Source organism: Bradyrhizobium zhengyangense, assembly GCF_022012555.1.
GTDB classification, from domain to species: domain Bacteria; phylum Pseudomonadota; class Alphaproteobacteria; order Rhizobiales; family Xanthobacteraceae; genus Bradyrhizobium; species Bradyrhizobium zhengyangense.
In genome coordinates, this window is sequence record NZ_JAKLTZ010000001.1 from 129,798 (window position 1) to 142,814 (window position 13,017).

Consider the following 13,017-nt stretch of genomic DNA (forward strand, 5'->3'; position numbering starts at 1 on the left):
CGATGCCCCTTACCCCGCCCGCGCCGCGCGCCGCAGCGCCTGCGGCGGCTGGCCGAAGGCGCGGATGAAGGCGCGGCGCATGCGCTCGGGATCGCCGAAGCCGGTCGTCTCCGCCACGCGCTCGATCGCCTCGCGCGAGGACTGCACGCGCTCGCGCGCGACCTCGATCCGCAACCGCTCGATCGCCTTCGAAGGTGTCGTGCCGGTCTCCGCGGCAAAGGCGCGGGCGAAATGCCGCGCGCTCATGCCGGCGCGATCGGCGAGATTCTCCACGGTGAGCGGCGCATCGAGATTTTCGCGAGCCCAGGAGAGCAATGCGCCGAAACGGCCGTTCGGCGTCTTCAATTCCAGGAGCGATGAGAACTGCGACTGGCCGCCGCTGCGGCGATGATAGAGCACGAGCTGGCGCGCGGTCGCCTGCGCGATCTCCTCGCCATGATCCTCGGTGACCATCGCCAGCGCGAGATCGATGCCGGCGCTGATACCCGCCGACGTCCACACATTGCCGTCACGGGTGAAGATCTGGTCCGGCTCGAACTTCACCTTGGGATAGCGCGCGACGAATTCGCGGGTGCGGCCCCAATGCGTGGTGGCGCGGCGGCCGTCGAGCAGGCCGGCTTCCGCCAGCACATAGGCGCCCGAGCAGACGCTGGCGATCCGCACGCCGCGCCTGGCCAGCCGCTGCACGAAAGCGAGGGTCACAGGACATCGCGCCGGCGCCGACACGCCGGCGCCGCCGGCCACGACCAGCGTCGTGATCGCGTTCGCCGATTTGAAATCGCGCGCCATCATCTCGACGCCGGAGGACGAGCGCACGGCGCCGGCGTTCAGCGCCAGCACCCGCAGCGCAAGCGGCTTTCCACTGGCGCGCGCCGCGATCTCGAACACCGAGATGGGACCTGCCGCATCGAGCAGCTGGAAATCCGGGAAGATCAGGATGCCGATCATGGTTATGTCCGAAAGCGAGGGAAATACGCCATTTTGGACAGGAGGGCAGCATGCCATCTTGCGCCCGTCAAGCTCTTCTTCGGAGGCTCTCATGTCGGCATCGCTCCAGATCGGTCTTCTGGTGTTTCCGCGCGTCACCCAGCTCGACTTCACCGGGCCACTGCAGGTGTTTTCATCTGTCCCCGGCGCGACCGTGCACCTGATCTGGAAGACGCTGGATCCGGTGCCGAGCGATTCCGTGCTGATGCTGACGCCGACCATCACCTTCGCCGACTGCCCGCAACTGGATGTGATCTGCATCCCCGGCGGCTTCGGGACCGATGCTCTCCTCAACGACGAGGAAACTCTCGACTTCGTGCGCAGGCAGGCTTCCAGCGCCAAATTCGTCACCTCGGTGTGCACGGGATCGCTGGTGCTGGGCGCGGCCGGGCTTCTCAAAGGCTACAACGCCGCCACTCATTGGAGCGCGATGGAGATGCTGGCGCTGTTCGGCGCGACACCGACGAAGACGCGCGTCTGCGTCGATCGCAACCGCGTCACCGGCGGCGGCGTCACCGCGGGAATCGATTTCGCGCTCACGCTGGTGTCCCTGCTGGTCGACCGCACCACCGCCGAGGCCATCCAGCTCCGCCTCGAATACAATCCCGCTCCGCCCTTCAATGCCGGCTCGCCGGATACGGCCCCGGCCGAGGTCCTTGCGCTGATGAAGGAGCGCGTCGCGCCGTTCCAGGCGCGCCGCCTCGATGCCGCCAAGCGGGCGGCTGAGCGGTTGGTGTAAACGCGGCTCTCGTGTCACGGACGCGGTGCAGCGTGCAACGCTGCACCGCTGAAGAAGCGCTTCGCTGCGTCCGGGGCACGCGACTGGAGTTTCGGCGCACAGCTGCATCACGTCGTCATTGCGAGCGCCCAACAGAAAAAGGCCGCCTGGTTTCCCAAGCGGCCTTTCCTGTCTCACGGCGGCGCACATTCTCATCGGGCGATGTCGGAGCTTCCAAACCGGGGGCCTATCTCCCGATCGAGTCCTTCCTCGGCGGCCGCTGCATTTCGGGACAGTCGCGAACTGTTGCCCGAACCGAACGCGATGGTCTCCCATCTCCGTAAGATGGGTTCATTGAGCCGCATCGCACCTGCGGACGCAACGGCCCGTCAGCCGGCATCCCCGCTGATCCCGTTGTCCACAGCGATGTCGTCAGGATGCGAGTGCATCCGATCCGGAGATGGAGATGGCCTGAGCTAGCTGGGCGTCCAGGGCTGGTAGTCGCCGGTCGCCTTCGGGCGCTTGCCGCTGGCGAGCGTCGATCCAGCCGGACGGTAGGCCTTGGCCGTACCTGTCGGATTCGGCTGGTGCGGCTTCTGCCATTCACGCGGCTGGTAGTTCTCCTCGGTCGGCGGGGTGTCGACGACGTGATGCATCCAGCCGTGCCAGCCTGTCGGGATCCGGCTTGCTTCCGCATAGCCGTTGTAGATCACCCAGCGCCGCTCGAAACCGAGCGTCGGATCGATCTTGCCGCCGGCGGTGCGGTAGTAGCGGTTGCCCTGCTCGTCCTGGCCGACCAGCTCCCCGAACCTGGAGGTCCAGAGTTGGGTGCCAAAGGTCTGGCCGTTCCACCAGGTGAAGAGCTTCAGGAAGAATTGTTTCATGCGGCAAGGGCCCTGCTTCGTGGGGTCCTGATGCCATCCGGACGGCCAAATGTCCAGTTCGCCCAGTGCGGCCATGCTCTACGCCACGCGCGGTGCCCCCGGCGCGCACCGCTGCCGCAGAGCGCGCACAATCGGTTCATGCCAGGTACAGCCGCCGCGTGAAAATCTGGACATTACGCGCACAGCGGCGTGAACCCAGGAACAACGGCCCTTTCCGCGGGTTTGCTTGCTGGAAAAGGAGTTGAACATGAGAAGTCTGAGAGTTTTGAGCGCTGCCGCAGCACTGGCGCTGGTCCTTCCGATGGCGACACCGAGCTTCGCCCAAGGCCATGGTGGCCACGGTGGTGGAGGCGGTCATTTTGCCGGCGGCGGCGGTGGAGCACATTTCGGTGGCGGCGGTGCCCGCATGGGCGGCTTCTCCGGCGGCGCCCACTTCGGTGGGGGCGGCGGTGGCTTCGCAGCGGCCGCGCGCCCGAACGGCGGAGTCGCATTCAACGGCGGTGGCCGCAACTTCGCGGCATCAGGCGGACATTGGAATGGCGGCGGCAACTGGCATGGCAACGGCTGGCACCACCGTGGCGGCTTCTGGCCGGGCTTCGCGGCAGGCGCAGCAATCGGCGGCCTCGGCTCATACGCCTATTATGGCGGCGGCCCGTATTACGGCGATAACTACTATGACGACGGCTATTATGACGACAGCGCGTCCGTCGCCGTGGTGCCCGATACAGGAGGCGATTCGTCGGCCTATTGCGCCCAGCGCTATCGGTCCTATGACCCGGCCTCGGGCACCTATCTCGGCTATGACGGCCTACGCCATCCCTGCCCGTAAGGCGACCTGACGCTCATCATTCAAGGGCGGCGCCGGATCATCGGTGCCGCCCTTGATTTGCTGGGCAACAAGGACGACCACCATCGATCGCGTAGGCTGGGCGAATGACGATCTCACGGGACAGCCTTCGCCGATTGCGCGCATTTGCCTCAACCTGTCATTGAAATCCGACGGAATTCGCCTGCCTCACCGACCGCGGATAATCAGGAACTCGCAAAGGCGCTATGCATTGCTCCGTGCATATCCATTCCGGCCCAATCCAAAATTGACCCGGCACACGATTCGCCTATATCACCAATCGCTGTGGGGACTTCGATCTACTGGGAAAGGTCATGCCGCGTATTCTCGTGGTCGATGACGATCCGATGGTCGGCGCGACCATCGAGGTCCTCCTTCTGCGCCAGGGCTTCGACGTCACGCTGACTGACGGCGGCGAAACCGGGCTTGCTGCGCTGGAAGCGCAGCCGTTTGACGTAATGCTGGTCGATATCTTCATGCCGCACATGCGCGGCTTTGAATCGATCCGCATCTTTCACGAACGCGCACCGGCGATTCCGCTGATCGCCATGTCGGGCTACGCCTTCGCCTCGTCCGCCTCGCCCTCCCCGGACTTCCTGCGCATGGCGCTGGAGCTCGGCGCGGCGCGCTGCCTGCGCAAGCCCTTCACGCCCGAAACGCTGCTGACCACGATCCGGGAATGCCTCGGCGAGAGCGCGCCGCCGAAGGACCAGAAAGAGGCCCCTTGATCCCCTCGCAGCGCGTCATTCTCGGTGCTGGACTTGCCGTTCTCCTGCTCATCACCGCGGCCTCGATCGGTCTCGACGTCAAGTCGCGGTCGGACACCGCCTGGGTCAGCCACACCGTCCAGGTGCTGAAGAAGATCTCGGATCTCCGCGCCCTGATCCGCCACGCCGAAAGCGCCGCGCGCGGGTACGAGATCTACCGCAGCTCGAGCTTCAATGACGAATTCCAGGCGGCGCACGCCCAGATCGCGCCCGCCCTCGCCGACCTCAAGCGCGGCTTGCGCGACAATCCTGATCAGATCGCGCTGCTCGATGCCACCGAGCCGCTGGTGCTGCGCCGGGTCGAAGTCGCCGCCGAAGCGATGCGCATGCGCGCGGCGAACGATGAGGCGGCCATTGCCGCGCTCAATGGCAAGGGCGAAGGCCGCAGCCTGATGGACACGGTGATAGGTAACCTCGACCGCCTGAGCTCGGGGGAAGAACGGTTGCTCAGCGCGCGATCGCAAGATTCCCGCCGCACCAGCATCGTGCTGCTCGGCATCGACGTCGCCGGCGCCCTGGTGATCCTGTTGCTGGTCGTGATGGTGATGCGCGAGAGCCAGCGTGCCACCGTGCAGCTTCAAAGCTCCCTCGAGCAGACGCAGGCGGCCAAGGTGGCGCTCGAGGCCGCCGTTGCCGAACGCACCGAGCACCTCGTCACCGCCCATGACGAACTGCGCCTGTCGGTCAACGTGCTGCAGAGCACGTTCCGCAGCATGGCGGAGGCCGTGCTGGTGATCGACAAGGAAGGCACCGTGCTGCTGTCCAATCCGGCGGCCGAGCGCATGCTGCTGCATCGGGCTGGCATGAGCCTTGGCAATCTGCGCGTGCTGTCCGACGTCTTCCACGGCGACGGCGTCACGCCGCTCAAATCCGACGAGCTGCCTTCCGCGCGCGTGCTGCGCGGCGACGAGTTCGAAGCGCTCGAGATGATCGTCCGCCCGCACAGCGGCAACGGCACGCGCCATCTGATGATCAGCGGCCGGCCGATGCGCGACGGGCAAGGCAACGTTTCCGGCGCGGTGCTGGTCTATCACGACGCGACCGCCTCGCGTGAAACCGAGCGGCAGCTGTATCAGTCGCAGAAGCTCGACTCGATCGGCAAGCTGACCGGCGGCGTCGCGCACGACTTCAACAACATGCTGACCGTGATCTCGGGCAATACCGAGACGCTGGTGGCGGGGCTGAAGGATCAGCCCGAGCTGCAGCGCACCGCGCGCCTGATCGACGATGCCGCCGCGCGCTGCGCCGACCTGATCCAGCACTTGCTGGCCTTCGCGCGCAAGCAGCCGCTGCAGCCGCGCGACGTCGAGATCAACGCCGCCATCGCCGACATCGCAAAACTGCTGCGCCCGACCCTCGGCGAGCAGATCCAGATCGAGACCGTGCTCGAAAAGGGACCGATGACCTCGCACATCGATCCGTCCCGCCTCACCAATGCCGTGCTGAACATGGCGATCAACGCCCGCGATGCCATGCCGAACGGCGGCAAGCTGCTGCTCGAGACCCATCACGTCGTGCTGGACGAGGCTTATGCGCAGGCCAATGCGGACGTCACGCCCGGCCCCTACGTCATGCTCGCCGTCAGCGACACCGGCACCGGCATGCCGCAGAGCGTGCAGGACAACGCGTTCGAGCCGTTCTTCACCACCAAGGAGGTCGGCAAAGGCTCCGGTCTCGGCCTCTCCATGGTCTACGGCTTCGTCAAGCAGTCAGGCGGCCACATCAAGATCTACAGTGAGGAAGGCCACGGCACCACGATCAAGCTCTATCTGCCGCCGGGCCAGGGCGTAGTGGAAGCAACAAGCCCCATTGGGCCGCAGGCCGAAGGCGGCGCCGAGACCATCTTTGTCGTCGAGGACGACAATCTGGTGCGCACCTTCGTCACCGCCCAGCTCCAGAGCCTCGGCTACAAGACCGTCGCCGCCGCCGACAGCAAGACGGCGCTGCAGTTGATCGACGCCGGCCAGGCCTTCGACCTGCTCTTCACCGACGTCGTCATTCCCGGCGGCATGAGCGGCCGCGAGCTCGCCGACGAAGTGGCAAAACGCCGGCCGGGTGTGCGGGTGCTCTACACCTCCGGCTACACCGATAACGCCATCGTCCATCACGGCAAGCTCGATGACGGCGTGATGCTGCTGACCAAGCCGTATCGTCGCAACCAGCTCGCCGAGATGATCCGGAAGGCGCTGGGCGGCGGCAGCGGGATGCCGGCGGGCTAGCGCGTCGCCAGCACCACGGCCGCCAGCGTGAAGATCAGCGAAGCGATCTGGCCCGGTCCGAGCGGCTCGTGCAGCGCGATCGCGGATGCGACGACGCCGATGACAGGCACCGCCATCGTCCCGATCGCCGCCACCGAAGCCGGCAGGCGGGCGAGTGCTGCGAACCAGCTGACATAGGCGATGCAGAACTGCACCACGGTCGAATAGATCAGCAGCCACCAGCCTGTCGGCGTCACCTTGTCCAGATGCGAGGTCTCGACCAGAAGGCCCACGATCGAGATCGGCAGGCAGCCGATGCCGATCTGCCAGGCGGCGGCCGTGACCGGCGGCAGGTGGATCGGGTATTTCTTCGAGAATACCGTGCCGACGGCAAAGCCGAGCGCGCCGCACAGCGCCATGATGATACCAGGGGCCTTCTCGGCGCTGGCGGCAATGCCGTTGCCGCCCATGATCGAGGCCAGGCCCGCAAAGGCCATCACCAGGCCCAGCGTGCGCAGCACGGTCGGCCGCTCGCCGAGCACGGGCCAGGCGATCAGCGAGGCCCAGACCGGCATGGTGTAGGCGATCAGCGCCGCCTCGCTGGCCGGCAGCCAGAGCAGCGCCAGTCCCATCAGCACCATCCAGCCGGTGACGTTGAGGACGGCCGCCGTCAGCAGCCGCGGCCAGATCGCGACGGCAACCTTCAGACTGTCGCCGCGCACCAGCGCCAGCGCGGCGAGCAGAATCGCCCCAAGCACGCCGGTGACGCCCCGCAAGGTGAGCGGCGGCAACTCTCCGATCAGGAATTTGGTGACCGGCCAATTGAATCCCCAACCGATCGAGGTGATGGCGAGGAACATCAGGCCGGCCGGAGCGATGCGTGGCCGCATCACCGGGCGAGTCGAATCAAGCATGGGGGCAGTCCGGCAAAATCAGAGGTCAGCTTGGCGCGGATTCGTGCGGCCGACCACCACCTCGGGGGGCATGCCTGCCCTCAGCTTCCGTACCATTACGTGAGTCTGCCTGACGCAATCCCATCGGCCAAAAATATACCTGCCCTGTGAACAGCGGGATGAAGGGTCCGGATCATCACGGGATGCAAATTTTTTCGGTTGGGAATCCCTGAGGACTCACTGATACTTGGGTCCAGACAGGTGCGGGCTTTGCCCCCTGTTATCCCCCGCAATCCACCATATTTAGTATTTGATTCAGGAACTCGCACTAGTTCTTGACGGGCGCTTTGGAGAGTCCTAGCTTTCGGACCGTTCGGCGCGAGTGAGTTTGCGTCCCGCCGGCACTCCCCCAAAGGGTCCGCATAACTGCACTCCGCCAGGCCAGACGAAGGCAGCGGGATGAGGGCTTGTCTGCCCTCGGCAGGCGGATTTTTCGGGCGCCAGAACGGGCCGGCAACAGGCTCGGATGGCATCTAGTGGCGTTGTGACGTTGTGGGGCGTTTGAACGCATGTCGGGCTCATCCCCTTGGGGGCGGATGTGTCTGGACATGCCGGCGGATGATCGGTGCGCGCATCGATCAATCACGTCGGGAGAAACTGGGCCGGATCCACCGGCTGAACTGCGGTGCTCAAGGGCCTGACAAGGCCCTGAAGGAAACGCGAAACGAAATGTCGACCCGGACGCCTTCAACGAGGGGCGTATCCGGTCAAAGATAAGGACGGGGCAAGACCATGCGGATTGAGCGGCGCCACACCACTTCGGGACAGTCACCTTATGCGGGAATCGAATTCCGCCTGACCACGTCGGAGATCAGGAATCCCGACGGCTCGGTCGTGTTCAAAATGGACGGCGTCGAGGTCCCGGCCGAATGGTCGCAGGTCGCCTCCGACGTGCTCGCCCAGAAGTACTTTCGCAAGGCCGGCGTTGCCGCGCGCCTGAAGAAGGTCGAGGAGGAATCCGTCCCCTCCTTCCTGTGGCGCTCCGTGCCCGACACCGAGGCGCTGGCCGCTCTGCCTGAGAAGGAGCGCTATGTCAGCGAGCTCTCGTCCAAGCAGGTGTTCGACCGCCTCGCCGGCTGCTGGACCTATTGGGGCTGGAAGGGCAAGTATTTCTCCTCCGACGAGGACGCGCAGGCGTTCTATGACGAGCTCCGCTACATGCTCGCCATGCAGATGGTCGCGCCGAACTCGCCGCAATGGTTCAATACCGGTCTTCATTGGGCCTATGGCATCGACGGCCCCGGCCAGGGCCACTATTACGTCGACCCCTTCACCGGCAAGCTGACCAAGTCCAAGTCGGCCTATGAGCATCCGCAGCCGCACGCCTGCTTCATCCAGGGCGTCGGTGACGACCTCGTCAACGAGGGCGGCATCATGGATCTCTGGGTCCGCGAAGCCCGCCTGTTCAAATATGGCTCCGGCACCGGTTCCAACTTCTCCCGCCTGCGCGGCGAAGGCGAGAAGCTGTCCGGCGGCGGCCGCTCGTCCGGCCTGATGAGCTTCCTCAAGATCGGCGACCGCGCTGCCGGCGCGATCAAGTCGGGCGGCACCACGCGCCGCGCGGCCAAGATGGTCGTCGTCGACGTCGATCACCCCGATATCGAGACCTATATCGACTGGAAGGTGAAGGAGGAGCAGAAGGTCGCCGCCCTCGTCACCGGCTCCAAGATCAACCAGAAGCATCTGAAGGCGGTGCTGAAGGCCTGCGTGAACTGCGAAGGCTCGGGCGACGATTGCTTCGATCCCGAGAAGAACCCAGCACTCCGCCGCGAGATCAAGCTCGCGCGCCGCAGCCTCGTGCCCGATAACTACATCAAGCGCGTCATCCAGTTCGCCAAGCAGGGCTACAAGGACATCCAGTTCGACACCTACGACACCGACTGGGACAGCGAAGCCTATCTCACCGTCTCCGGCCAGAACTCCAACAACTCGGTCTCGCTCCGGGACGACTTCCTCCGCGCTGTCGAGACCGACGGCGACTGGAATCTGAACGCCCGCACCTCCAAGAAGGTGACGAAGACGCTGAAGGCGCGCGACCTCTGGGAGAAGATCGGCTACGCCGCCTGGGCGTCGGCCGACCCGGGCCTGCACTTCAACACCACCATGAACGACTGGCACACCTGCAAGGCGTCCGGCGACATCCGCGCGTCGAACCCGTGCTCGGAATACATGTTCCTGGATGACACCGCGTGCAACCTGGCATCGGCGAACCTGCTGACCTTCTACAACACCGAGACCAAGCAGTTCGACGTGAAGGGTTACGAGCACCTCTGCCAGCTCTGGACCATCGTGCTCGAAATCTCCGTGATGATGGCGCAGTTCCCGTCGAAGGCGATCGCCGAGCTCTCCTACGAGTTCCGCACGCTCGGCCTCGGCTACGCCAATATCGGCGGCCTCTTGATGACCATGGGCCTGTCCTATGACAGCAAGGAAGGCCGTGCGCTCTGCGGCGCGCTGACCGCTGTGATGACCGGCATCACCTACAAGACCTCGGCCGAGATCGCGGCCGAGCTCGGCACCTTCCCCGGCTACAAGAAGAACGCCGCGCACATGCTGCGCGTCATCCGCAACCACCGCCGCGCCGCGCATGGTGAGTCCTCCGGCTACGAGGCGCTCAGCGTCAACCCGGTCCCGCTCGACCTCGTCTCCTGCCCGCAAGCCGACCTCGTTGCCCACGCGCAGGCGGCCTGGGATGCGGCGCTCGAGCTCGGCGAGCAGCATGGCTATCGCAACGCCCAGACCACGGTCATCGCGCCCACGGGCACGATCGGCCTCGTGATGGACTGCGACACCACCGGCATCGAGCCTGATTTCGCGCTGGTGAAGTTCAAGAAGCTCGCCGGCGGCGGCTACTTCAAGATCATCAACCGTGCGGTCCCCGCGGCGCTGCGCGCGCTCGGCTATCGCGAGAGCGAGATCGCGGAGATCGAAGCCTACGCCGTCGGCCACGGCTCGCTCTCCAACGCGCCCGGCATCAACGCCTCGACGCTGAAGGCCAAGGGCTTCACCGATGAAGCCATCGCCAAGGTCGAAAAGGCCCTGCCGACCGCCTTCGACATCAAGTTCGCCTTCAACAAGTGGACCTTTGGCGAAGATTTCATCCGCGACCAGCTCGGCATCGGCGCCGAAGCCATTGCGGCTCCGGGCTTCGACCTGCTCCAGGCCGTCGGCTTCACCAAGCGCGAGATCGAGGCGGCCAACGTCCACATCTGCGGCGCGATGACGGTGGAAGGTGCCCCGCATTTGAAGGCCGAGCACTATCCGGTGTTCGATTGCGCCAATCCCTGCGGCAAGATCGGCAAGCGCTATTTGTCGGTCGAGAGCCACATCCGCATGATGGCCGCTGCCCAGCCCTTCATCTCGGGTGCGATCTCCAAGACCATCAACATGCCGAACGACGCCACGGTGGAGGACTGCAAGTCCGCCTACATGCTGTCGTGGAAGCTGGCGCTGAAGGCCAACGCGCTCTATCGCGACGGCTCCAAGCTCAGCCAGCCGCTCAACTCGCAGCTCATCAGCGATGACGAGGACGAGGACGATGCGGTCGACCATCTCTACGAGAAGCCGATGGCGGCGCGCACCGCCCAGGTCTCGGAGAAGATCGTCGAGAAGCTGGTCGAGCGCATCATCGTGATGCGTGAGCGCGAGAAGATGCCGGATCGTCGCAAGGGCTACACCCAGAAGGCGGTCGTCGGCGGCCACAAGGTCTACTTGCGCACCGGCGAGTATGACGACGGCCGTCTCGGCGAGATCTTCATCGACATGCACAAGGAAGGCGCAGCTCTCCGCTCCTTCATCAACAATTTTGCGATCGCGGTCTCCCTCGGTCTGCAATACGGCGTGCCGCTGGACGAATATGTCGACGCCTTCACCTTCACCCGCTTCGAGCCGGCGGGCCCCGTGCAGGGCAACGACAGCATCAAGTACGCGACCTCGATCCTCGACTACGTCTTCCGCGAGCTGGCGGTGAGCTACATGTCGCGCTTCGATCTCGCCCATGTCGATCCGACCGAGTCGAATTTCGACGCGCTCGGCAAGGGCGTGGAAGAAGGCAAGGAGCCGGACGAGAACACGGGCCACCACGCCTCCAAGCTGGTCTCGCGCGGCCTCACCCGCTCCCGCACCGACAATCTGGTGGTGATGCGCGGCGGCTCGGCCGCGGTCGTCTCCGGCAGCGACAACGCTCCGTCAGGCGGCAGCAAGGTCACGGCGCTGGCCTCCCACGGCGCGAGCGCGCGGGTCGGCGATGTCCTGGAAGGCGCGGTCGCGCTGAAGCAGGAAGTGGCCCACGACCTCTCCCCCACTGAGAAGCTGGAAGCCCTCCAGTGGAGCAAGGCCGGCAGCGCCGCAACGGTTGCGGCCCCCAGCAAGGCCGAGCGCCGCGCGGAAGCCAAGGCCAAGGGCTACGAAGGCGAGATGTGCAGCGAGTGCGGCAACTTCACGCTGGTGCGGAATGGCACCTGCATGAAGTGCGATACGTGCGGCAGCACGACGGGGTGCAGCTAAGACCAATAGCGCAAGCCGCCCGGAGGCCAAGATGCCAGTTGCATTGCGCCAGGGCGGCTTGCGCTACTACTTCTTCTCCAACGAAGGCCAGCCACCCGAGCCGCCGCATGTCCACGTCAAAGGCGGCGGCCGGGACGCCAAGATCTGGCTTGAGCCCGCCATATCAATCGCCGACAGTTATGGCTTCAATCCGCGGGAACTTTCGAATATCCTGCGCGTGGTAGAAGACAACCGCGATCTTCTTCTGAAGGCTTGGCATGACCATTTCGGCAACTAGCGTTCGCTTCGACGAGCACACGATGTGGGTCGAACTGTCCGACGGCCGGACACTCGGCATACCGCTCGCATGGTTTCCGCGTCTGCTGCATGCGACGCCCGCCGAACGCGAGCAGGTCGAACTCAGCCGCGTCGGTTTGCATTGGGAAGCGCTTGACGAGGACATATCCGTTGCAGGCCTCCTTGCCGGACGTGGCGACGTGACGCGATCCCCGGAACATGCAGCATAGGTGAACCTCTCTCGGGCAAAAGCCCGAAGGATGGCTTGAGCCATTGCGAAACCCATCACGCCACCCCGACTGTTGATGGGATTCGCTACGCCCAACTCACCCTACGCGCTCCATCCGGACCATCAGCCCCTCACCGCTCGTCATCCGCCACCGCATCTCGACGCGCCTGTCTCGCAGCCTGCCTCGCCGCCCTCCTCGCAACCCAGCGCGCGCGAAACTGCTTTGCGGCACGAAAGGTTCGCGGCGCCACGACCTGAAAGGCCATTGAGGCTATTCCGGCGACCATTCCTTTCACCACGTCGAAAGCGAAATCGGGTCCAACATACTTCCACATGACCCTGCCTCCTTCTCGCGAAGGCGCCGCCGATCCGGAATGGGCAGATTGCGAACATGAAAAAGCCCCGTCCGTCACCGGCGGGGCCTCGGGAAACTCTCTGTGCGCTTGTTCAGCGCACGCGAAATCTCTCGGTACACCCGCTCATGGTGGACTCGATGAACCAGCTGCAAAGCATGGCTGTGCGATGAAAAACGCCCATAGCGATCACCCAACAGTTTCGAAATGCGATGGCGCCCGATGCGCAATGCCAAGCGCGCGCATGAGAGGCGTGATGGCGACAGATAAGCAGACTGGATGGCCGCCGTCTGTGGCGT

The 13,017-nt window shown here is 65.0% G+C and carries 10 protein-coding genes; 7 read left to right on the forward strand and 3 right to left on the reverse strand.

Annotated elements, in window-relative coordinates; translation table 11 throughout:
• Window positions 1–9 precede the first annotated feature (9 nt).
• The gene (locus tag L6639_RS00625) at window positions 10–948 is read right to left on the reverse strand and encodes a GlxA family transcriptional regulator (RefSeq protein ID WP_237858081.1); all 939 of its coding nucleotides are present in this window, start codon (window positions 946–948) and stop codon (window positions 10–12) included.
• Window positions 949–1,039: 91 nt separating this feature from the next.
• Here L6639_RS00625 and L6639_RS00630 point away from each other — a divergent pair, with 91 nt between their 5' ends.
• Window positions 1,040–1,726 carry a DJ-1/PfpI family protein gene (locus L6639_RS00630; RefSeq protein WP_237858083.1) on the forward strand — a complete coding sequence of 229 codons (687 nt, stop codon included), beginning with the start codon at window positions 1,040–1,042 and terminating at the stop codon, window positions 1,724–1,726.
• Between the two features lie 455 nt (window positions 1,727–2,181).
• Here the strand turns inward: L6639_RS00630 and L6639_RS00635 are convergent, their stop codons facing one another.
• Window positions 2,182–2,589, reverse strand: coding sequence for an NADH:ubiquinone oxidoreductase subunit NDUFA12 (locus tag L6639_RS00635; protein ID WP_237858085.1), 408 nt, complete (start codon window positions 2,587–2,589; stop codon window positions 2,182–2,184).
• 247 nt (window positions 2,590–2,836) lie between these two features.
• On the opposite strand from L6639_RS00635, the gene L6639_RS00640 reads away from it, so the two are divergent.
• The 3 genes from L6639_RS00640 to L6639_RS00650 all read left to right on the forward strand — a co-directional run bounded on the left by L6639_RS00640 (window position 2,837) and on the right by L6639_RS00650 (window position 6,422).
• Complete coding sequence (locus L6639_RS00640; protein ID WP_237858087.1) at window positions 2,837–3,418, forward strand: BA14K family protein; 582 nt, start codon at window positions 2,837–2,839, stop codon at window positions 3,416–3,418.
• 332 nt (window positions 3,419–3,750) lie between these two features.
• Complete coding sequence (locus tag L6639_RS00645) at window positions 3,751–4,164, forward strand: response regulator (protein WP_237858092.1); 414 nt, start codon at window positions 3,751–3,753, stop codon at window positions 4,162–4,164.
• Complete coding sequence (locus L6639_RS00650) at window positions 4,161–6,422, forward strand: CHASE3 domain-containing protein (protein ID WP_237858093.1); 2,262 nt, start codon at window positions 4,161–4,163, stop codon at window positions 6,420–6,422. Before L6639_RS00645 ends, L6639_RS00650 begins: the two co-directional genes overlap by 4 nt.
• On the opposite strand, the gene L6639_RS00655 is transcribed toward L6639_RS00650, so the two are convergent.
• A complete protein-coding gene (locus L6639_RS00655) occupies window positions 6,419–7,315 on the reverse strand; it encodes a DMT family transporter (RefSeq protein WP_237858094.1) in 897 nt (298 codons plus the stop codon). The genes L6639_RS00650 and L6639_RS00655 overlap by 4 nt on opposite strands.
• 771 nt (window positions 7,316–8,086) lie before the next feature.
• Here L6639_RS00655 and L6639_RS00660 point away from each other — a divergent pair.
• From L6639_RS00660 to L6639_RS00670, 3 genes are read left to right on the forward strand one after another with little or no spacing between them, the layout of a single operon-like run.
• Window positions 8,087–11,860: a vitamin B12-dependent ribonucleotide reductase gene (locus L6639_RS00660; RefSeq protein ID WP_237858095.1), complete on the forward strand. Its 3,774-nt coding sequence runs from the start codon at window positions 8,087–8,089 to the stop codon at window positions 11,858–11,860.
• Between the two features lie 31 nt (window positions 11,861–11,891).
• The gene (locus L6639_RS00665) at window positions 11,892–12,137 is read left to right on the forward strand and encodes a DUF4160 domain-containing protein (protein ID WP_237858097.1); all 246 of its coding nucleotides are present in this window, start codon (window positions 11,892–11,894) and stop codon (window positions 12,135–12,137) included.
• On the forward strand, window positions 12,118–12,366 hold the full coding sequence (locus L6639_RS00670; protein WP_237858099.1) for a DUF2442 domain-containing protein: 249 nt from the start codon (window positions 12,118–12,120) through the stop codon (window positions 12,364–12,366). The genes L6639_RS00665 and L6639_RS00670 overlap by 20 nt, the downstream gene beginning before the upstream one ends.
• Window positions 12,367–13,017 lie beyond the last annotated feature (651 nt).